This is a genomic window from Micromonospora sp. NPDC023633 (genome assembly GCF_040640035.1).
In the GTDB taxonomy this organism is placed as follows: domain Bacteria; phylum Actinomycetota; class Actinomycetes; order Mycobacteriales; family Micromonosporaceae; genus Micromonospora.
This window is the reverse complement of the sequence record NZ_JBFABB010000084.1, coordinates 1-20,909: the sequence shown is the minus strand read 5'-3', so window position 1 is coordinate 20,909 and position 20,909 is coordinate 1. Positions and strand designations below refer to the sequence as shown.

Genomic DNA, 20,909 nt, shown 5'->3' with positions numbered 1-20,909 from the left:
GGTGGAACCTCCGCCCGTGACGTCGGACTCATGCTGCCTGATACCGGACCATCACGCATCGTGAGAACGGTCGGCCGGGCCCGGCCCGGGAAGCCGTCCGGCCCCCCGGTGACCACAGGGGCGCGCCGACGGGCGTCGGGGCGGACGAGGAACCGGCCCGGTGCGGGCGGACGAGGCGGGACCGACGGCGGACCCGCCGGTCAGCAGCCGCAGCCACCGCCGCAACAACCACCGCCGGCCGGCGCCGGCGCGCCACCGGCCGCACCGCCACCGCCCCGGCCGGTGACCGCGACGGTGGAAAGGAGCTTGACCGTGTCGGCGTGACCCGCCGGGCAGGACGCCGGCTCGGCGGCCTGCGTCATCGGGCGGTTGACCTCGAAGGTGTCGCCGCAGGCGCGGCAACGGAACTCGTACCGGGGCATGGCACCAGGGTACGACCGGTCCTGACGTACGGGGGGACATGGGTGATACTCAACTTGTGGTGGACGGCGAGGACAGGACGACCCTTCGGCCCCTGCGGCCGGCGGCACCGATCGACGGGCCGCTCGCCGGTTCCGGCGCCGCGCCCGAACCCGCGCGGCGGTTGCCGCGTCCCCGCCGCCCCTGGCTGAGATCCGCGACCGCCCCCGATGCGGGCGCCCCGGCGCCGTCCGCTCCCGCGCCCGCCGAGCCGGCGTCGACGCCGGCCGCGTCCTCCGCGCCGGAGCCGACGACGCCCGCGCCGACGCCCGCCGCCGGGCAGCCCGGCGACCCCGACAAGCCCGCCGCCACCGAGGCCAAGCCCGCCGCCGAGGCCAAGCCGGCCGGCGGTACCGCCGTCGCGGCGAAGCCGGACGAGAAGCCCACCGCCGAGGCGAAGTTGGCGGACGGGACCGCCGCCGGGGCGAAGCCGGCGGACACGGCGGGGTCGGGCGACGAGCCGGCCGCCGGCACTAAACCGGCCACGGCCGGGAAGCCGGACGAAAAGACCGGCACGGCCGCGAAGCCGGACGAAAAGACCGGCACGGCCGCGAAGCCGGCGGACGGGACCGCCGCCGACACGAAGGCCGGCGCGGCCAGCAGCGCGGCGGCCGGGACCGGGGCGAAGACCGGTGACGACACCGGCGCGTCGTCAGGCGCGGGCGACCTCGCGGAGACGAAGACCGACGTGCCCGCGACGAGACCGGCCACCGGACCCCGGCGCCGCCGGGTGCAGTTCGCGCACGCCCTACGCCGGCCGCCGCACCGCGTCGCGATGACCGCCGCCCGCGCCACCCGGGACTGGTCGCGGCGGCCCAGCGGCCGGCTCACCCTGCCCGGGGTGTTCCTGCTCGCCCTGGTCGCGGCGACGGCTGCGGCGGGCGCGCTGCTGGTGCCCGCGACGGCGCGGGGACCACGTCCGGTCGCCGTCGACGCCACCTCCGTCGCGCCGACCACCGTTCCGCAGGGGCCGCTGCCCGGCGGGACGCCCCTGCCCGGCGGGTCGCCCCTGCCCGGCGGGACGGCGCCGCCGCTCGGCACGGTGCCGACCGGCCCGCCCGTCGGCGGGAGCACCGGCCGGCCGTCGGACGCGCTGGCCGGCTGGGCCGCCCAGGTGGGACCGAAGGTCGGCATCTCGCCGGTGGCCGTGCAGGCGTACGGCTACGCCGAGGTGGTGCTCGCCCAGACCAACCGCAGCTGCGGGCTGAGCTGGACCACGCTGGCGGCCATCGGGTTCGTCGAGTCGGGGCACGGCCAGGCCAACGGCGCCCGGCTCGGCCAGGACGGCAAGGCGCTGCCCGAGATCATCGGTTTGCCGCTGGACGGGAACGGCGGCCGGATGCGCATCCCCGACACCGACCGCGGCCTGCTCGACAAGGACCCCGTCCTCGACCGGGCGATCGGGCCGATGCAGTTCATCCCGACGACCTGGCAGGAGATCGGGGCCGACGCCGACAACGACGGCGTCAAGGACCCGCACGACCTGGACGACGCCGCCCTCGCCGCCGGCAACTACCTCTGCAAGGGCAGCCGGAACCTGACCATCCCGGCCGACTGGTGGAACGCGATCCTGTCCTACAACGACGTCCGCCGCTACGCCCAGGACGTCTACGACACCGCCAACCGGTACGGACAGGCCAGCCGCACGTGAAGTGATCGTCCGCATACATTGGAGAACTGGACACTTCCCCCAAGCAGCGGTTAGCGGCAAGCTAGACGGGTGATGGTGCGCGAGTGGGACCCCAGGACCGCGTCGTCCGCCGAGATCGCGTCGCTGTTGGACACGCTGAACGCGGTCCTGGCGGCCGATCTGCCGCAGGACCCGCCGTGGCGGGAGAGTTCCATGCGGGAATACCTCGCCGAGGTGATGCCCGGCGAGCGGCGGATCTCCTGGGTCGCCCAGGCGGAGCCGGCGGCCGACGGCAGCCCGGGGGCGATCCTGGGTCACGTGCACGTGCTGCTGCTCGGCGACATCGGGGTGCTCGAGGTGCTGGTGCACCCCTCGGCGCGGCGCACGGGCCTCGGCCGGGACCTCGTCCTGACCGCCGCCCGGCGGGTCTACCAGGAGGGCTTCCAGTCGATCGGCGTGGAGGTGGTCGGCGACACGCCGGCCGTCGCCTTCTACGAGTCGCTCGGCTTCTCGAAGGAATACGTCGAGACCCGCAGCGTGCTGGACCTGTCCGGCGTGGACTGGGCCGAGCTGGCCGAGATGGCCACCGGCATCGGCGCGGGCTACCACCTCCAGTTCCACCCCGGCGGCCCGCCGGACGAGCTGATCGAGGCGTACGCGCGGGCCAAGGCGGAGGTGCGCGACGTCGAGGACGGCGAGCTGCGCCCCAGCTCCTACGACCCCGAGCGGCTGCGGGACAGTCTGGACTGCCTGCACCGGCGGGGCATGAAGCCCTACATCGTGCTCGCCCTGCACGAGCAGACCGGGGAGGTGGCGGGGCTGACCGAGGTGGTCGTGCCCGTCCAGCATCCGACCCGCGCCGACCAGTACGACACCATCGTCGTGCAGGACCACCGGGGCTACGGCATCGACCGGGCGATCAAGGCCCGGATGCTGATGGAGCTGCGCTCGGCGGAGGCGGAGCTGACCGAGGTGCAGACCTGGAACGCGCAGGCCAACGAGGCCATGCTCAAGGTCAACGCCGAGTTGGGCTACCGTCCGGACCGCGAATGGTGCGAATACAGCATCGACGTGGCCGAGCTGGTGCACCGCCTCGACGCCGGACGCTGACCGGAGAGTTCACGAAACTGTCCGGTGGGGGATGGACGGCGGTCAGCAGCGACCCTTAACGTGCGTTAGTTCCCCGTCCACCCATCGTGGAGGCCCCATGCGCCCGCGCCGCACTCTTGCCGCGCTCGCGACCGCCACCGCCGCCGTGACCGTCACGGCCGTCGGCGTCGCACCCACCGCGGCCAGCGCCGCGCCCACCGACCTCTTCATCTCCGAGTACGTCGAAGGCTCGTCGAACAACAAGGCGATCGAGCTGTTCAACGGCACGGGCGCCGCCGTCGACCTGGCCGCCGGCGGCTACCAGCTCCAGTTGCACTTCAACGGCTCCACCACGCCGACGAACCTGGCCCTCACCGGCACCGTCGCGGCCGGTGACACCTTCGTCCTCGCCGCCGCCTCGGCCGCGCCGGCCATCCTCGACCGGGCCGACCAGACCACCGGCGCCAGCCTGTTCAACGGCGACGACGCGATCGTGCTGCGTCGGGGCGGCACCGTGCTCGACTCGATCGGCCAGGTCGGCGTCGACCCGGGCACCGAGTGGGGCACGGGCGTCACCAGCACCGCCGACAACACGCTACGCCGCTCGGCCGCCGTCGCCTCCGGCGACACCGACCCCTCCGACGCGTTCGACCCGGCCGCCCAGTGGGCCGGTTTCCCCGTCGACACGTTCGACGGCCTCGGCACGCACGCCGTCGACGGCGGCGGTCCGGTCGACGCGCCCGCCACGCTCACCTGCGGCCCGACGCTGGTGACCTCGGCCGGCACGGCGGCCACCCGGGAGGTCACCGCCACCGACGCGGACGACCGGATCGTCGACCTGGCGGTCACCTCGGTCAGCCCGACCCCCGCCACCGGCTCCGTCAGCCGCTCGGCGGTCGCCCCGGCCGACGCGGTCGGCGGCACCGCCCGGGCCACGGTCGGCACGAGCGCCGACCTGGCCGCCGGGGCGTACACCGTGGTGCTGACCGCGACCGACGCGGACGGCGGCACCGCCACCTGCACGCTGGCCGTGCAGGTGACCCGGGAGCTGACCGTCGGCGAGGTGCAGGGCCCGACCACCGACGGCGAGTCCGGCCCCGCCGACCGGTCGCCGCTCGCGCCGGGGACCGGCAACGGGACCAGCAGCACGCTGTACGACGTACGCGGCGTGATCACCCAGCTCACCCTGGCACGCGACTCGGCGGGCCGGGACCAGCGCGGCTTCTTCCTGCAGAGCCGCTCGGACGCCACCGACGGCGACCCGACCAGCTCGGACGGCATCTTCGTCTTCATGGGCTCGTTCACCTCGCTGATCGGCGGCTACGTGCCGACGGTCGGCGACGAGGTGGTGCTGCGCGCCCGGGTCTCCGAGTACTTCAACTTCACCCAGCTCTCCGGCGCGTCGCTGGTCCGTCGGATCGCCTCCGGGGTGGACGTGGACGCCGAGGTCGAGGTGACCGACGCGGTGCCGCCGGTCGAGGTGGCGGCGGCGCAGCGCTTCTTCGAGCGGCACGAGGGCGCCCGCCTGCGGGTGCGTGCCGGCAGCGGCGCGGTGAGCGGGCGGAACGTCTTCGCCTCCACCGCGGACGCGGAGATCTTCGTGATCGACCGGGACGACCCGCTGCTCGACCGCGCCGACCAGTACGCCCGCCGGGTGTTCCGGGACGCGCATCCGCTGGACAACGACCCGAGCCGCCGCTTCGACGACGGCAACGGGCAGCGCGTCCTGCTCGGCAGCATGGGCGTCAAGGGCGCCACGGGTGACAGCGGCGCGCTGCTCCCGCCCGCGCGTACCTTCGACACGCTGACCGCCGACGCGGTCGGCGGGCTCTACTACTCGTTCGAGAAGTACGGCGTGCAGGTCGAGGCGGCCGCGTTCACCGGCGGGGCCGACCCGTCTGCGAACAACCCGCCGAAGCCGGCCAACCGGTCGGAGGAGGTCGCGGTCGCGACCTACAACGTCGAGAACCTGTACGACTACCGTGACGACCCCTTCGACGGCTGCGACTTCGCCGGCAACGCCGGCTGCACCGGGGTGCGCCCGCCGTTCGACTACGTGCCGGGCAGCGAGCAGGAGTACCGCGAGCAGCTCGCCGCGCTGGCCGACCAGATCACCACCGACCTGCACTCCCCGGACCTGATCCTGGTGCAGGAGGCCGAGGACCAGGACATCTGCTCGGTCTCCGGCGGCGAGCTGGTCTGCGGCAGCACGGACAACGCGGACGGCGCGCCGGACTCCCTCCAGGACCTGGCGCTGACCATCGCGGCCGCCGGTGGCCCGGCCTACCAGGCCGCGTACGACCGGACCGGCGCGGACGCCCGGGGCATCACCGCGGCGTTCCTGTTCCGCACCGACCGGGTGTCGCTGGCGGCGCCCACCGCCGGCGACCCGCTGCTGGGCTCGGCGCCGACGGTGCGGTACCGGGGTGCGGGGCTTCCGGGCAACGCGGACGTGCAGAACCCGAAGGCGCTCAACGCGGTGCTCCCCGCCGACGTGGACACGTCCACCGGCAAGGACGGCGACAACGTCTTCACCCGCGCGCCGCAGCTCGGCAAGTTCACCGTCGCGGCGGCCCCCGGCTCCACGGAGCGGTACACGCTCTGGGCCGCGAGCAACCACTACTCGTCGGGGCCGGACAGCCGGGTCGGGCAGCGCCGGGAGCAGGCCGCGTACGGCGCCGCGATCGTCACCGCGATCGAGGCGTCGGACCCGCACGCGCGGGTGGTCTACGGCGGGGACCTCAACGTCTTCCCCCGCCCCGACGATCCGATCGCCACGGCGGCGGAGCCCACCCCGTCGGACCAGCTCGGGCCGCTGTACGAGGCGGGCATGCGCAACCTCTGGGACGACCTGCTCGCCGACGCGCCGTCGTCCGCCTACTCGTACAGCTTCGAGGGGCAGGCGCAGACGCTCGACCACCTGTTCGTCAACGACGCGCTGCACCGGGACCTGGTGCAGATGCGGGCCGCGCACATCAACGCCGACTGGCCGGCCGACCACGCGGCCGACGGCAGCCGGGGCTCCAGCGACCACGACCCGCAGGTGGCCCGCTTCCGCTCCCGGGCCTCGCTGAACGTCAGCGACGCGTCGGTGGTCGAGGGCGACCGGGAGACCCGGCCGCTGACCTTCACGGTCACCGTGTCGCGCCCGCTGTCCCAGCCGGTGCTGCTCTGCGCCGCCGCCTACGGCACCACGGCCCAGGCCGGCGCCGACTACGACCCGTACGTCGGATGCAAGGTCCTGGCCGCCGGGCAGACCTCCCTGGCCTTCCCGGTGGCCGTGCGGGGTGACCGGAAGCGGGAGGCGGACGAGAAGGTGAACCTGGTGGTGGCCGGGGTGCCGGGCCTGCGCCTCGCGGACCCCGTCGCCGTGGGCACCATCACCGACGACGACTGACGGCACACCGGAGCGTGTCCCGACGGCCCGCCGGCCAGGAGAATCCTGGGCGGCGGGCCGTTTGCTCACCACGGAAAGCGTGGGTCGCGCACGCGCGGCGGCGGGGGTACGCTGCGATACTTCGCGACCCGCACCTCCCACTGACTGCGCCGCCGCATGGCGTCGCGGACCCGGCGGTTGCGGTAGAACGTCTCCGGCGGACGGGCCAGCCCGTAGACGTCCGCCCACCACTCGCCCGGCTCGGGGTCGAGGATCGTGTCCAGGTGCGAGGGGTAGCGACGCCCCGCCCCGTCTCGGGTGTCCTGCCAGTCCCGCATCGGCTTCAGCACCCGCCCGAACTCGTCGACGACGGCCAGCCGGAACCCGGCGACCCCGAGGATGCGGCGCAGGAGCAGGATGCTCGGCACCAACCGGCCCGCCTCGATCCGCCCGACGGTGGAATGGTTCACCCCGGCCCACCGAGCCAGCTCCCGCTGGCTCAGGCTGGCGCGCCGCCGGAGCGCCCGGACGATGCCCGCGGCCGGCCACGGAGTGTCGAACGGCTCGGTCAGCATCACGGACGGCTCGCGCGAGCCCGCCGGCTGGTCGAAGCCAGGCATCCCGGTGGAGCCCGACATCGCGGCGCAGCCCGACATCGCTGCGGAGCCCGGCAGTCCGTCGGGCCCCGACAGTTCGTCAGGGCTCGGCAGTTGGTCGGAGCCCGGCGGCCGGTCGGAGCCTGACGTGCGGTCGGAATCCGGGGACCGGTCACTTTCCGGTTCAGCGGGACGGTCGGTCATCCCGTCACGATCCTGGCGGCGGTGCCTCTCCCGCAATCCCGCCCGCTCCGCCTGTGGACAACGCGGCCGCCTGTGGAAAACCGCCGACGGATCCTGCCGTCCCACCCCGGACACATTCCACTCGCACGGTAACGCTGAGCGACCAACTCGGCGCCTTTGTCAATTACTACGCTGAGTAACGACGGCCCGGCGCTGGCGAAGACTCTGCCACCGCCGGTGACGATGACAGCGCCGCGACCAGCACATTCATCGAGTGCCGCCCTCGGGACAACAAACCCCGTGCGCCCTTTGCTCTGCATCCTCATACGCAACAGGCACTCAGGGTTGCTGGTGCCTATGTGGGTGCAGAGCAAAGCGTCCGAAGGACAGCGGCGTCCGGACCACGGTTGAATACTCAGCGTCATCGACGTCGAACCGTTGCGGAGTGTGAAGCGGGCAGCCGATTCAGCGCCGGCGGAGGCGGCACCCAGACCCTTTGCCCGACAAGCACGCACAACACCGGTCAGGCCCGAAGCCCGGGTGGGGCACGTCCCGTCGTCGAGAACAGCAACGACGGGCCGCGGCCGCCGGGGCCGCGGGCCGGGTCAGTAGCGCTGGCGGAGGAGTCGGGCGGCCTCGACCGCCCAGTAGGTGAGGATGATCTGGGCGCCGGCCCGACGGATCGAGGTGAGCGTCTCCATCATCGCCCGCTCCCGGTCGATCCAGCCGTTCGCGGCGGCCGCCTCGACCATCGCGTACTCGCCGGAGACCTGGTAGGCGGCGACCGGGACGTCCACCGCCGCGCGGATCGCCGACACCACGTCGAGGTACGGCAGGCCGGGCTTGACCATCACCATGTCGGCGCCCTCGGCGATGTCCAGCTCGACCTCGCGCAGCGACTCCCGCAGGTTGGCCGGGTCCTGCTGGTAGGTGCGGCGGTCGCCCTCCAGCGCCGACTCCACCGCGTCACGGAACGGGCCGTAGAAGGCCGAGGCGTACTTGACGGCGTACGCCAGCACGGCCACGTCCTGGTGGCCCGCGGCGTCGAGCGCCCGGCGCACGACGCCGACCTGGCCGTCCATCATCCCGGACGGCCCGACCACACCGACCCCGGCGGCGGCCTGGGCGACGGCCATCTCGGCGTACGCCTCCAGCGTGGCGTCGTTGTCGACGCCACCGTCGGGGGTGAGCAGGCCGCAGTGCCCGTGCGAGGTGAACTCGTCCAGGCAGAGGTCGCTCATCACCACCGTGGCGTCGCCCACCTCGGCGACGACGTCGCGGATCGCGACGTTGAGGATGCCGTTCGGGTCGATCCCGCCGGACCCGGTGGCGTCCCGCCGCTCCGGCACGCCGAAGAGCATGATGCCGCCGACGCCCGCCTGGACCGCCTCGGCCGCGGCCTTGCGGAGCGAGTCCCGGGAGTGCTGGAGCACCCCCGGGAGCGACGCGATCGCCCGCGGCTCCGCCAACCCCTCCTTGACGAACATCGGCACGACCAGCTCGGCCGGGTCGACGCGGGTCTCGGACACCAGCCGTCGGACGGCCGCGTTGCGGCGCAGCCGGCGGGGCCGGATCTCGGGGTACGGCATCACGGACCTCCTGCTACGACTACCGGAACCTCAGTGCGGTCGGCCCCTGCACCTTCGAGCCACGGCGCTGCTTCGCCGGCATGGCGGCGAGCTTCTCGCGCAACTCGACGGCGTAGGCGGCGAGCGCCTCCACCAGATCGGGCACCGAGGCGTGCGGCGGCTGGACGTCGACCCGCAGGCCGAACTCCGTCGCGGTCTCCGCCGTCTTGGGCCCGATCACTGCAACGACGGTACGGGCGTGCGGCTTCCCCGCGATACCCACCAGATTGCGCACGGTCGAGCTGGACGTGAAGAGCACCGCGTCGAAGCCACCCGACTTGATCGCGTCCCGGATCTCGGCGGGCGGCGGGGCGGCCCGGACCGTCCGGTAGGCGGTCACGTCGTCGACCTCCCAGCCGCGTTCGGTGAGCCCGGCGGCGAGGGTCTCGGTGGCGATGTCGGCGCGCGGCAGCAGCACCCGGCCGACCGGGTCGAGGATCTCGTCGTGCGGCGAGAACTCGGCGAGCAGCCCCTCGGAGGACTGCTCCCCGGACGGGATCAGCTCGGGCTGGATGCCGAACGCGCGGACGGCGTCGGCGGTCGCCTCCCCGATGCAGGCGATCTTGACGCCGCCGAAGTGCCGGGCGTCCAGGCCGTGCTCGGCGAACTTCTCCCACACCGCGCGGACCGCGTTGACGGAGGTGAAGATCACCCAGGCGTACCGGCCGTCGACCAGGCCCTTGACCGCCCGCTCCATCTGGGCCGGGGTGCGTGGCGGCTCGACCGCGATGGTTGGCACCTCGCAGGGGATGGCCCCGTACGCGCGCAGCCGCGCGCTCATCACGCCGGCCTGCTCCTTGGTGCGGGGCACGAGGACCTTCCAGCCGTACAGCGGCCGGTTCTCCCACCAGCTCAGCTTGTCCCGCTGGCCGACGCCCTCGCCGACGGTGAGCACCACCCGGCCGGTGAAGCCGAGGGCCGCCGCGACGAACGAGTCGACGGTCGAGGTGGTGGTGTACTGCGTCTCGCCGGTGCCGTCCCCGGTCACCCCGACGCCGGTGGTGCCCTCCACCCCGGCGGCGAGCAGCCCGTCGCGGATCGCGGCGAGGTCACCGGCGTCCACGGCCAGGGCCAGCGAGCCCCGGCCGACGGCCGCGGCCAGCGCGTCGAAGTCCAGCGTGCTGACGTCCTCGACGTCGGCCGCCGTCCGTACGCCCGGCAGCGGCACGCCCGCGTAGGTCGCCACCCCCTCGGCCTGGCCGACGCCGGGAACCACCTCGAAGTGCGCGGCGGTCCGCGCGACCGCCTGCACCTCCTTGACGACCGAATCGTGGCCGAACGGGTCGCCGGCGACCAGGTGCACCGCGTTCAGCCCGGAACGGGCCGCCGAGATCAGCACCTTCGCCACGTCACCCGGCGCGCCCTCCGCCGGAGTGAACTGGGCGTCCTCCCTGGCCTGGGCGCGCACGGCGTCGAGCAGCGACTCGGGGACTCCCCGGTCGTACACCACCTGGTCGGCGTCGACCAGAGCGTCGTGCGCCCGGCGGGTCAGCAGGCCCGGGTCGCCGGGACCGGCCCCGACGAAGGCGATGCGGCCTACGGGCTTACGGGTGCGGGTCATTCTGTGCTCCCAAATTGCTGGGTCCCCGGGCCGGCGTGTCCATCGTGGCCGAGGATCGAGTCGGCGCCGAGGTCGAGGAGTTCGGCGGCGAGTGCCTTGCCGATCTCCGCCGCGTCGGCGGGCGTTCCGGTGCGGGACAGCCGGAGGTCTCTCGTACCGTCCGGACTGATCACCGCCCCGCGCAGATAGATCTCCTCGCCGGCGTCGCCCTCGGCGAGTTCGGCGTAGGCGGCGACCGGTGCGGAGCATCCGGCCTCCAGGGTGGCCAGCAGCGCCCGTTCCGCGGTGACCGCGGCGTGGGACGGTGCGTGGTCGAGCACGGCGAGCAGCTCGACCAGGTCGAGGTCGTCGGCCCGGCACTCCACCGCGAGCGCGCCCTGGGCGGGCGCGGGCAGCATCAGCATCGGGTCGAGCGTCTCGGTGATCACGTCGGTCCGCCCGAGCCGGGCCAGCCCGGCCCGGGCCAGGACGACCGCGTCGAGGTCGGCCTCCGGGCCGAGCACCCGCGCGAGGCGGCTGTCGACGTTGCCGCGGATCGGGGTGACCTCCAGCTGCATCCCGAGGGCGTGCAGCTGGGCGATGCGGCGCAGCGCGCCCGTGCCCACGGTCGCGCCGGAGGGCAGCTCGGTGAGCGTCCGGCCGTCCCGGGCGACCAGCGCGTCCCGCGGGTCCTGCCGGGTCGGCACCGCCGCGATGTGCAGCCCGGCCGCCGCCGCGGTGGGCAGGTCCTTGTAGGAGTGCACCGCGAAGTCGATGGTGCCGGCGGTCAGCGCGTCGCGCAGGGCGGAGACGAAGACGCCGACGCCCAGCCGGTGCACCGGCGCGGACGAGCGGTCGCCGGCGGTGACCACCTCGACCAGCTCGACGGGCCGGCCGGTGGCGGCGGTCAGGGCCTCGGCGACGTGGCCGGACTGGGCCATCGCCAGTTTGCTGCCCCGGGTACCGAGGCGCAGGGGCGTGCTCATCGCTCACCTCCGATGGGCGGGACGTCGGCGGAGCCCGTCGACGGTGGAATGTCGGCGTGACCGACGGGCGGCGGAATGTCGGCGAGGCCGAAGGGCGGCGGCACGTCGGCGAGGCCGAACGGCGGCGCGGCGTCGCCGGCCACGATGTCGGGAACGCCGTCGACCGGGGACGTCTGCGGCACCTGGAGGTCGAACAGCTCGCGCAGCAGGGCCGCGTACTGGTCGCCACCGGGTTCGGCAGCGAGCTGGCGGACCCGCACGGTCGGCTGGTGCAGCAGCCGCTGCACCACCCGGTGCACGGTCCGGGCCACCTCGGCACGCTGGTCGTCGGTGAGGTCCGGGCGGCGCTGGGCGAGCCGGCGCAGCTCGGCGCCGACCACGTCGTCGGCGCGGCCACGCAGGGCGGCCACCGTGGGCGCCACGTCGGCGCCGCGCAGCCAGGTGAGGAAGGCGTCGACCTCGCCGACCACGATCCGCTCGACGGCGGCGGCGTCGGCGGCCGCGGGGCCGTCGGCGAGCAGCGCCGCCATCCGGTCGATGTCGATCACCTCGACGCCGGGCAGCTCGGCGACGCCGGCCTCCACGTCGCGCGGCACGGCCAGGTCGAGCAGGACCAGCGGCCCCCGGCCGGGGTCGCGCGCGGCGAGCGCCCGGGTCACCACCTCACGGGTGAGGACCGCTTCGGCGGCCGCGGTGGCGGCCACTACGATGTCCACTGTGGAGAGAACGGTGGTCAGCTCCGCCATGGGTGACGCGCTGGCCCCGTACGCCTCGGCCAGCCGGACGGCCCGGTCGGCGCCCCGGTTGGTGACGGTGAGCGGCCCGGCGCCCAGCCGGGACAGCGTGGCGACGCCCAGCGACCCCATCGCGCCCGCGCCGACCACCAGTGCGGGACGGCCGGCGAGGTCGCCGTCGAGGTGCCCGGCGGCCAGCTCCAGCGCGGCGGTCACCACGCTCTGGCCGGCCCGGTCGATCCCGGTCTCCGCGTGGGCCCGCTTGCCGACCCGCAGCGCCTGCTGCATCAGCTCGTGCAGCAGCCGCCCGGCGGTGTCGGCCCCGGTCGCGGAATGGTAGGCGTCCCGGAGCTGGCCGAGGATCTGCGCCTCGCCGACCACCATCGAGTCGAGCCCGGCGGCGACCCGGAAGACGTGGTCCACGGCGGCGGCGTCGAAGTGCACGTAGAGGTGGTTGGCGAGCGCGGCGGGCTGGCAGCCGGCCTGCTCGGCCAGCACCGCGCAGATGTCGCCGAGGCCGCCGTGGAAACCGGACACGGCGGCGTAGACCTCCACCCGGTTGCAGGTGGAGACGAGCACGGCCTCGGTCACGTACGGCTGGGCGACCAGGCGGTCCAGGGTGCGGGTGAGGTCCGCGGGGCCGACCGCGAGCTGCTCCAGCGTGGCGACGGGAGCGGTGCGGTAGGACGCGCCGACGACGAGCAGTTTCACGTGCCGATCGCCTCCTGCGGGTCGGTGACGGCGAGCCCCCCGGGCAGGGCGGTGAGGGCGGACCCACCGGTCGCGGGGAGCGCGGTCAGTGATGCCTTGCGGTGCTCGTGGAAGGACAGGATCTGCAGCTCGATGGCGAGGTCGACCTTGCGCACGTCGACCCCCTCCGGGACCGAGAGTACGCACGGGGCGAAGTTCAGGATGCTCGTCACACCCACGGCCACGAGCTGGTCCGCCACCGCCTGGGCGGCCGGGGCGGGGGTGGCGATCACGCCGATGGCGATGGCCTCCTCGACGGCGACCCGGGGCAGCTCGTCGATGTGCCGGACGACCAGCCCGTTGATCTCCTCGCCGACTCGGCCGGGGTCGGCGTCGAAGAGGGCGGCGATCCGGAAGCCGCGGCTGGCGAAGCCGTCGTAGCCGGCGAGGGCGTGACCGAGATTACCCACGCCGACCAGGGCGACGGCCCGCCGCTGGGTGAGCCCGAGCACGAACTCGATCTGCTCGATCAGCAGCGCCACGTCGTAGCCGACGCCACGGGTTCCGTACGAGCCGAGGTGCGAGAGGTCCTTGCGGAGTTTCGCGGAGTTCACGCCGGCGGCGCTGGCCAGTCCCTCGCTGGACACGGTCTCGTGGCCGGTTTCGGCGAGGTTGTGCAGGGCACGGAGGTATTCCGGGAGCCGCGCGACGGTCGCCTCCGGCAGATCCGGGAGCGCCGGTACGGCACCGGCGCGGCCGGGCGCGCCAGGGTGACGGTGCTGACTCATGAGACTCCGTGCGGTGCGATCCTCGGTCAGCTCCAGCGGCCGGCCGTTTCGGGATCCCCGCTGGCGACCGAGATTGCCGGCTGTGCTAGCAGGGCGCGTCGGAACTACAGAGTAGGCGCTTGTGAAGGCGTGCACAAATCGCGATCTTGAAAGCTCGCGACGCGGCTTCACCAGCCCCTCCATTCCGCAAGATCGATCCAGCGACCGCCGCCGGCCGCCGCCCGACCTCCGGGCGACGCCGATGGTGCTGGCCGCGCCGATTATTGCTCAATTACGACTTCTCTGACCAATGGCGCGACCATGGCCCGCCCACGGTCCGGTCACGGCGGCCCACGGTTCGCCCACGATCCGGTCACGGTAGGGCCAGCCCTACGCCGGAGAGAAGGGCCGACGGGATGGGCCGGTCCCCCCGCACTGCCTAGCCTCGTGGCATGACCGCCGTACCCGTCGCCGCCGACCACCCCGTACCGGCGCCGACCATCTCCCGACAGCTCCTGCTGGACTCCGGCTACGTGCTGCTGGGACTCCCGCTGGCCCTGGCCAGCTTCGTCGTCCTGCTGGTCGGCCTGGCGGCCGGGCTCGGGCTGGTCGTGACGGTGATCGGCCTGCCGATCCTCAGCGGCACCCTCTACGCCGCCCGGGGCCTCGCCGACATCGAGCGGCTCCGCCTCCCCGCCGTGCTGCACCAGGCCCGGATCCGCCCCCAGTACCGGCTCCCCGAGCCCGGGGCGAGCGCCTGGCGGCGGATCTTCGTGCCGATGGGGGACGCGCAGTCGTGGCTGGACCTGGCGCACGGCATCCTCAAGCTGATCGTGGCCATCGTCACCTTCGTGGTCACGCTGGTCTGGTGGGCCGGCGCCGTCGCCGGCACCCTCTACTGGGCGTACGACTGGGCGCTGCCGCACGGCGACCCGGAGGACGTCGGCCTCCCCCAGCTCCTCGGCCTGGGCGACTCGACCGTCGCCCGGATCGGGCTGCACACCGCGATCGGGCTGTTCTTCCTGATCACCCTGCCGATCGTGGCCCGGGGCTGCGCGCTGCTCCAGGCCAGCTTCGGCCGGGCCCTGCTCACCGGCGTGGCCGAGATGCGCAACCGGATCACCGTGCTGGAGGAGCAGAAGCGGGCCGCCGTCTCCGCCGAGGCGAGCGCGCTGCGCCGGCTGGAGCGGGACATCCACGACGGCCCGCAGCAGCGCCTGGTCCGGCTCGCGATGGATCTCAGCCGGGCCCGCCAGCAGCTCGCCACCGACCCGGCGGCCGCCGGCCGCACCCTGGACGAGGCGGTCACCCAGACCCGGGAGACGCTCGCCGAGCTGCGTGCCCTGTCCCGGGGCATCGCGCCGCCGATCCTGGTCGACCGGGGGCTGCCCAGCGCCCTGGCCGCGCTGGCCGGACGCGGCCTGATCCCGATCGAGCTGCGGGTGGACCCGGAGCTTGCCAGCCCGGACGGTCGGCTGGACCCGGCGGTGGAGAGCACCGCCTACTTCGTGGTGTCCGAGGCGCTGACCAACGTCGCCAAGCACAGCCGGGCGACCGAGTGCCAGGTCACCGTGGCCCGGCACGACGGGCGGCTGGAGGTCGACGTCGACGACGACGGACAGGGCGGCGCGCACCTGGCGAAGGGGCACGGGCTGGTCGGCATCGCCGACCGGGTCCGCGCCGCCGGCGGCCGACTCTCCGTGGTCAGCCCGGCCGGCGGGCCCACCAAGATCCGCGCGGAGCTCCCGCTGTGAGCCGTACGTGGTAGACAACAGGACATGCGGATCGTGATCGCGGACGACGCGGTGCTGCTCCGGGAGGGGCTGGTACGGCTGCTCACCGAGCGCGGGCACGAGGTGGTGGCCGCCGTGGCCGACGGCGAGGCGCTGGTGGTGGCGGTGGAGGCCCACCGGCCGGACGTGTCGATCGTCGACGTCCGGATGCCGCCGTCGCACACCGACGAGGGGCTGCGCGCGGCGGTGGAGGCCCGCCGGCTGGTGCCCCGCACCCCGATCCTGGTCCTCTCCCAGTACGTCGAGGTGTCGTACGCCGACGACCTGCTCGCCACCACCGGCGGCGGCGGGGGCGGGATCGGCTACCTGCTCAAGGACCGGGTGGCCGCGATCGACGAGTTCCTCGACGCGCTGGACCGGGTGGCCGCCGGCGGGACGGTGCTCGACCCCGAGGTGGTCGGCCAGCTCTTCGCCCGACGCCGGCGTGACGACCCGCTGCGCGAGCTCACCCCGCGCGAACGCGAGGTGCTCGCGTTGATGGCCGAGGGCCGCTCCAACACGGCGATCGCGAAGACCCTGGTGGTCACCGACGGCGCCGTCGAGAAGCACGTCCGGAACATCTTCACCAAGCTCCAGCTCCCGCCCGACACGGAGCAGCACCGCCGGGTCCTGGCCGTGCTGGCCTACCTGCGCAACTGACCGCCGGCCCGGTCAGGGCAGCGTGGCCGCCAGGCGCACGGCCTCGCTGAGGGTGTCGGCGACCGGGTGGCCGGAGGCGCGCAGCCGCGCCGGGTCGGTGAACCCGCCGGTGTAGAGGACGGCGCGGCCCCCCACCGCCTCGGCGGCGTCGGCGTCGTCGACGGAGTCCCCGATCAGCACCACGTCCCGGCCGTCGACGCCCAGCTCCGTCAGATGCCCCCGCAGGGACTCGGCCTTGCGGTCCCCGCCGACACTCGCCCGCAGCCCGTCCACCCGGACGAAGCGCCCGGTGAGGCCGTACGTGTGCACGGTCGGCACCAGCTCCTCGTGGAACCACATGGACAGCAGGGACTGGCTGCCCGGCCAGGCCGCCATCGCGTCGGTGGCGTCGTGCGCCAGCGCACAGGTCGTCAGCCCGGTGCGGTACGCGTCGTGGAAGATCCGGTCCAGCCGGCCGAACGCGTCGTCGTCGACCGCCCGGCCGAGCACCTCGGCGTAGTAGTCGGCGATCGGCCGGCGGAACCGCACCCGGTGCTCGTCGGCGGTCACGGCGGGCCCGCCGACGCTGGCGAAGGCGACGTTGGTGGAGGCGACCACCAGGCTCAGGTCGTTGAGCAGGGTGCCGTTCCAGTCCCACACCAGGTGGTGGCGCGCAGGGGTCATCGGAACACCCTAACGCCTGGCGCTACAGCTGCGGCGTGGTCAGGTCGCGCAGCAGCCGCTCCTCCTCCACGCGCCAGTAGCCGTGCTCCTTGCCGTCGAGCAGCACCACGGGCAGCCGGTCGCCGTACTCGCGCTCCAGCTCGATGTCGTCGGTGACGTCCTTCTCGGTCCACCGGTCCCCGGTGACCGCCACCACCCGGTCCAGCGCCGCCTTCGCCTCGTCGCAGAGGTGGCAGCCGGGGCGGGTGATCAGGGTGAGTCGGGGCTCACGCATCGCTCTCCTCCGTCGTGCTGGTGCCGGCCGGGGCCGGCGGGCGGGTCTCCGGCGACGCCGCCGGGGACGGCACCGGGGCCGCCGGGGACGACGCCGGCCGGAGCAGGGTCTTGCGCACCTTGCCGATCACCGAGTGCGGCAACTCGTCGACGAACTCGACGGCGGTCGGGCACTTGAACCGGGCCAGGCTGCGGGCGCAGTGGGCGAGCAGTTCCGCACCGGTCACCGGACGCCCCGGCGCCGGCACCACGTACGCCCGCACAGTCTCGCCGGTCCGCGGGTGCGGCACACCCAGTACCGCCGACTCGGCCACCCCCGGGTGCGCGGAGAGCACCAGCTCGACCTCGTGCGGGTACACGTTGAAGCCGTTGACCAGGATCAGCTCGCCGATCCGGTCCACCAGGAAGAGGTCCCCGTCGGAGTCGGCGTACGCCACGTCGCCGGTGGCCCACCAGCCGTCGGCGTCCGGGCCGCCCCGGCCGTCCGGCCAGTAGCCGGCGAAGACGTTCGCCCCGCGCACCACGACCTGGCCCGGGTCGGTGCCCGGCGTGACGTCGGAGAGGTCCAGCTCGTCGGCGTCGGCGTCGTCGTCCGGCTCGGCCACGCCGTCGCGCCACAGGTCGGCCCCGTCCGTGCCGACCAGGCGCAGCTCGACGCCGGGCAGCGGGCGGCCGATCGAGCCGGCCTTCGGCTCCCCGCCGACCAGGGTGGAGGTCAGCACCGGCGCGGTCTCGGTCAGCCCGTATCCGACGTGCACCGGGCGACCGGCGACCTCGGCGAAGCGCGCCGCGACGGCCGGCTCCAGCGGCGCCGCGCCGCAGACCACGACCCGGACCGACGCCATCGCCGCGGCGACCGCGGCGGCGTCCGCCGTGGACCAGGCGGCCACCATCGACGGTACGCCGACCAGCACGGTGACCCGGTGCCGGGCGATCTCGGCCAGCCCCGCGTCGGGACCCAGGTCGTCGACGAGCACCCCGGTCGCGCCATGGTGGACGACGGCGCCGAGCCCCGCGTTCAGCCCGTACGCGTGGAACAGCGGCAGCGCCAGCAGCACGGTGTCGTCCGGCCCGACGACGGCCGGGTCGATGCGGCCGACCTGATCGTGGTTGGCCGCCAGCGCCCGGTGCGTCAGCATCGCGCCCTTCGGCCGCCCCTCGGTGCCGGACGTGTAGAGCAGCAGCGCCAGGTCGTCGCCGCCCCGCTCGGGGAACGGGTGGCCGGCGTCGGCCACCGGCGGCGCGGTGTGCACGGCGAGGAGCGCGGGCAGGTCCCCGGCGACGCCGGCGACCAGGTCGCGCACCCGCTCGGTGCCGATCAGCACCGAGGCGCCGGAGTCGGCCAGCACGTGCCGCAGCTCGGGGGCGGTGAGGCCGGGGTTGACCGGCACCGCGACCAGCCCGGCGCGCAGCGCGGCCAGACAGCTGACCACGAAGTCCGGCGAGTTGCCGAGCGCGACGGCGATCCGGGGCGGGTGCCGGTCGGTGGCGGTGGTGCCCGACGTCGGGCGGGGCCCGGCCGGCGCCCCGGTCAGGGCCGCCAGGGCGTGGGCCGTGGCCGTCACCGAGGCGTCCAGTTCGGACCAGGTCATGGTCCGCTCGCGCCAGTGCAGCGCGGGTCGGTCGCCGTGGGCGGCGGCGGCCCGGTGGAGCCGCTCGACGAGGGTCGAGGCGGGGCTGTCGGTTGCGTCCTGCACGGTGGCTGAGTCTGGCACAGCGCGGGGCCTGTGGGCCATGCCCGCCGAAGGCCGACGTGGACATCGCCGGCCGGCGGGAACGGCGACCCGGGACAGTCCCGTGCACGGGACGACCGGCACGCGCGGGCGGGACGGAACCGGTCCCGTCCACAGGACACGCCGGACGCGCCGGGGGTGCCGGAGGGTCCTGACCCGACAGCCGCGACGCCGCCCCGCCCCGGCACCGCGACGCGCACGCTGACCTGGAATTTCCTTCGCGACCACGCGGCAATCCGAAAGTCAACCGCACACGACGGACAACGGGTCCGCCAGTTGTGCGACGCAGCGGGAAATACTTCCGCCCTGTGTAACGGACTTGCCACGCGTGGGTGACGTTGGCCCTATCATCACTCGGGTCGGCTCACCCCGTTTGCCGTGAGTCGACACCCCTCAGCCCGAGGAGGCCCCCGTGCCTGTGAGCGCATTGGACCAGCACCTCAAGGGGATCTGCCGCCCGTCGGCACACCCCGAGCCAGCCCTGCCCGGCCGTGCCGGCCGGGCCACTACGGCGACGCGTCGACCGGCGTGGTCGGCCGGTGGGACGGAGGCGGCGCGGTGACCACCTTCGGATACGCGGAACGACCGGCCGGCCTGACCAACCCGGCGATCCGCGGCGCGGTCAACGAACGGCCCGCCGCCCGCAGCCCGCTGGACGACACGGGCAGCCTCGCCGTCCGGGGGGAGAGCGCGTCGAGCCGGACCCGCAGCCGGCCGCACCAGAACGAGCCGCCGCCCCGCACCGCGACACCGGGCGGCAACGCGAAGCCGGCCGGCGGCCGGGTCGCGGTCCCCGCCCGGCCCGCCATGCCGGCGCAGGGCCGCCGCACCACGGAGCCCGCCAAGGCGCCCGACGAGTCGGGCGCGGAGACGGCGGTGCTCCCGGCCGTGCCGGCCGCCGCCGCGCCGGTCAACACCTCGACGGGCTTCCCCAGCCGCCCGGACCCGTCCGACCCCGCCACGGAGGTCTGGGCGCTGGTCGAGCGGGCCCAGGCCGGCGAATCCGAGGCGTTCGGGCTGATCTACGACCGGTACGTCGACACCGTGTTCCGGTTCGTCTACTTCCGGGTGGGCAACCGCCAGCTCGCCGAGGACCTCACCTCCGACACCTTCCTGCGCGCCCTAAAGCGGATCGGCAGCTTCACGTGGCAGGGGCGCGACCTGGGCGCCTGGCTGGTCACGATCGCCCGGAACCTGGTGGCGGACCACTTCAAGTCCGGCCGCTACCGGCTGGAGGTCACCACCGGGGACGTGCTGGACGCCGACCGCGAGGACCGGGGCCCGGAGGGCAGCCCGGAGGCGGCGGTCGTCGAGCACATCACCAACGTGGCCCTGCTCAGCGCCGTCAAGCAGCTCAACCCGGAGCAGCAGGAGTGCATCGTGCTCCGCTTCCTGCAGGGCTTCTCCGTGGCCGAGACGGCCCGCACGATGGGCAAGAACGAGGGCGCGATCAAGGCGCTCCAGTACCGCGCGGTACGCGCGCTGGCCCGGCTGCTGCCCGACGGCTTCCAACCGTAGTCCCAGGCGGGAAGAACGCCGTGCATCGATCGATGTACGCGCAGCTCCGTGGCGTCGCGACCCCGTGACAGCGATCACTTTGCGTGATTTCGCCTCCGCCGGCCCCGTAACCCATGTCCGGTCCGGACCGTTTCTCCGGGTGCGACCGGTGGTAGCCCCGGCATCCCCCGGGCCCCCGAGGTCCGGCAGTGTGGCCGGCCACGACCTTCGTCCGTGGTGTCACGCCGTCACCGGTCGCTGTCGACGACAGCGGCCGACCGGCCGCGACCAGCGAGAGGAGGTGCCCGCGGTGGACAGCAACCTCTTCTCCCGTCGGCGCGCGGAGCGCTTCGCGCAGCTTCTCGACGAGGCCAACGGGGGCCGGCGACACCACGTCCGGTCCCGGGCCGACGACCAGTTGGCCGCGCTCGTCGCGGTGGGTCAGCGGCTGCCCGCGGCCCCGCCCGCCGTGGAGGTGGACCCGGAGTTCCGCACCGGACTGCGGGCCATGCTGCTGGCCACGGCCGAGCGCGAGGGATCTTGCCCCGCAGCTCGCGCAGGTAGTAGAGCTTGGCGCGGCGGACGTCACCGCGGGTCACGACCTCGATCCGGTCGATCGCCGGGCTGTTGATC

Annotated in this window: 16 protein-coding genes and 2 pseudogenes; 7 read left to right on the top strand and 11 right to left on the bottom strand. The window is 74.3% G+C overall.

Annotated features, from left to right (window positions below; translation table 11 throughout):
* Window positions 1-200: 200 nt before the first annotated feature.
* Window positions 201-422 (bottom strand): zinc ribbon domain-containing protein, encoded by a 222-nt coding sequence (locus AB0G13_RS23645; protein WP_357877936.1) that lies wholly within the window; start codon window positions 420-422, stop codon window positions 201-203.
* A gap of 110 nt (window positions 423-532) precedes the next feature.
* Between AB0G13_RS23645 and AB0G13_RS23640 the strand changes: the two genes are divergently transcribed.
* The 3 genes from AB0G13_RS23640 to AB0G13_RS23630 all read left to right on the top strand — a co-directional run bounded on the left by AB0G13_RS23640 (window position 533) and on the right by AB0G13_RS23630 (window position 6,575).
* On the top strand, window positions 533-2,110 hold the full coding sequence (locus tag AB0G13_RS23640) for a lytic murein transglycosylase (RefSeq protein ID WP_357877962.1): 1,578 nt from the start codon (window positions 533-535) through the stop codon (window positions 2,108-2,110).
* A 72-nt stretch (window positions 2,111-2,182) separates the two neighbouring features.
* A complete protein-coding gene (locus tag AB0G13_RS23635) occupies window positions 2,183-3,199 on the top strand; it encodes a GNAT family N-acetyltransferase (protein WP_357877959.1) in 1,017 nt (338 codons plus the stop codon).
* 97 nt (window positions 3,200-3,296) lie between these two features.
* Window positions 3,297-6,575 carry a lamin tail domain-containing protein gene (locus tag AB0G13_RS23630; protein ID WP_357877933.1) on the top strand — a complete coding sequence of 1,093 codons (3,279 nt, stop codon included), beginning with the start codon at window positions 3,297-3,299 and terminating at the stop codon, window positions 6,573-6,575.
* Between the two features lie 65 nt (window positions 6,576-6,640).
* Here the strand turns inward: AB0G13_RS23630 and AB0G13_RS23625 are convergent, their stop codons facing one another.
* The 6 genes from AB0G13_RS23625 to AB0G13_RS23600 all read right to left on the bottom strand — a co-directional run bounded on the left by AB0G13_RS23625 (window position 6,641) and on the right by AB0G13_RS23600 (window position 13,699).
* On the bottom strand, window positions 6,641-7,192 hold the full coding sequence (locus AB0G13_RS23625) for a helix-turn-helix transcriptional regulator (protein ID WP_357877926.1): 552 nt from the start codon (window positions 7,190-7,192) through the stop codon (window positions 6,641-6,643).
* Between the two features lie 746 nt (window positions 7,193-7,938).
* On the bottom strand, window positions 7,939-8,922 hold the full coding sequence (hemB, locus tag AB0G13_RS23620; protein WP_357877923.1) for a porphobilinogen synthase: 984 nt from the start codon (window positions 8,920-8,922) through the stop codon (window positions 7,939-7,941).
* 19 nt (window positions 8,923-8,941) lie between these two features.
* Window positions 8,942-10,522, bottom strand: a complete 1,581-nt coding sequence (locus tag AB0G13_RS23615; protein ID WP_151453400.1) for a uroporphyrinogen-III synthase — start codon at window positions 10,520-10,522, stop codon at window positions 8,942-8,944.
* Window positions 10,519-11,487, bottom strand: coding sequence for a hydroxymethylbilane synthase (gene hemC, locus AB0G13_RS23610; RefSeq protein WP_357877919.1), 969 nt, complete (start codon window positions 11,485-11,487; stop codon window positions 10,519-10,521). Before hemC ends, AB0G13_RS23615 begins: the two co-directional genes overlap by 4 nt.
* On the bottom strand, window positions 11,484-12,932 hold the full coding sequence (locus AB0G13_RS23605; protein WP_357877916.1) for a glutamyl-tRNA reductase: 1,449 nt from the start codon (window positions 12,930-12,932) through the stop codon (window positions 11,484-11,486). The genes hemC and AB0G13_RS23605 overlap by 4 nt, the downstream gene beginning before the upstream one ends.
* Window positions 12,929-13,699 (bottom strand): redox-sensing transcriptional repressor Rex, encoded by a 771-nt coding sequence (locus AB0G13_RS23600; protein WP_357877913.1) that lies wholly within the window; start codon window positions 13,697-13,699, stop codon window positions 12,929-12,931. The genes AB0G13_RS23605 and AB0G13_RS23600 overlap by 4 nt, the downstream gene beginning before the upstream one ends.
* A gap of 431 nt (window positions 13,700-14,130) precedes the next feature.
* Here AB0G13_RS23600 and AB0G13_RS23595 point away from each other — a divergent pair, with 431 nt between their 5' ends.
* Together AB0G13_RS23595 and AB0G13_RS23590 are read left to right on the top strand one after the other, a co-directional pair.
* Window positions 14,131-15,432, top strand: a complete 1,302-nt coding sequence (locus AB0G13_RS23595) for a sensor histidine kinase (RefSeq protein WP_357877910.1) — start codon at window positions 14,131-14,133, stop codon at window positions 15,430-15,432.
* Window positions 15,433-15,456: 24 nt separating this feature from the next.
* Entirely contained in the window at window positions 15,457-16,110 is a 654-nt protein-coding gene (locus AB0G13_RS23590; protein WP_357877906.1) for a response regulator transcription factor, read from the top strand.
* 12 nt (window positions 16,111-16,122) lie between these two features.
* Here the strand turns inward: AB0G13_RS23590 and AB0G13_RS23585 are convergent, their stop codons facing one another.
* The 3 genes from AB0G13_RS23585 to AB0G13_RS23575 are packed head-to-tail and all read right to left on the bottom strand — an operon-like array spanning window position 16,123 to window position 18,782.
* A complete protein-coding gene (locus tag AB0G13_RS23585; RefSeq protein ID WP_357877903.1) occupies window positions 16,123-16,773 on the bottom strand; it encodes an HAD hydrolase-like protein in 651 nt (216 codons plus the stop codon).
* A gap of 22 nt (window positions 16,774-16,795) precedes the next feature.
* Window positions 16,796-17,047: a glutaredoxin family protein gene (locus AB0G13_RS23580; RefSeq protein ID WP_357877900.1), complete on the bottom strand. Its 252-nt coding sequence runs from the start codon at window positions 17,045-17,047 to the stop codon at window positions 16,796-16,798.
* Entirely contained in the window at window positions 17,040-18,782 is a 1,743-nt protein-coding gene (locus AB0G13_RS23575; protein WP_357877897.1) for an AMP-binding protein, read from the bottom strand. Before AB0G13_RS23575 ends, AB0G13_RS23580 begins: the two co-directional genes overlap by 8 nt.
* Window positions 18,783-19,337: 555 nt before the next feature.
* Between AB0G13_RS23575 and AB0G13_RS23570 the strand changes: the two genes are divergently transcribed.
* Together AB0G13_RS23570 and AB0G13_RS23565 are read left to right on the top strand one after the other, a co-directional pair.
* Window positions 19,338-20,297: an ECF subfamily RNA polymerase sigma factor, BldN family gene (locus tag AB0G13_RS23570; protein ID WP_357877894.1), complete on the top strand. Its 960-nt coding sequence runs from the start codon at window positions 19,338-19,340 to the stop codon at window positions 20,295-20,297.
* A gap of 289 nt (window positions 20,298-20,586) precedes the next feature.
* Window positions 20,587-20,814: pseudogene (locus tag AB0G13_RS23565) on the top strand (hypothetical protein); the annotation flags it as partial.
* A 1-nt stretch (window position 20,815) separates the two neighbouring features.
* Here the strand turns inward: AB0G13_RS23565 and AB0G13_RS23560 are convergent.
* Window positions 20,816-20,909, bottom strand: a pseudogene (locus tag AB0G13_RS23560) (50S ribosomal protein L19); the annotation flags it as partial.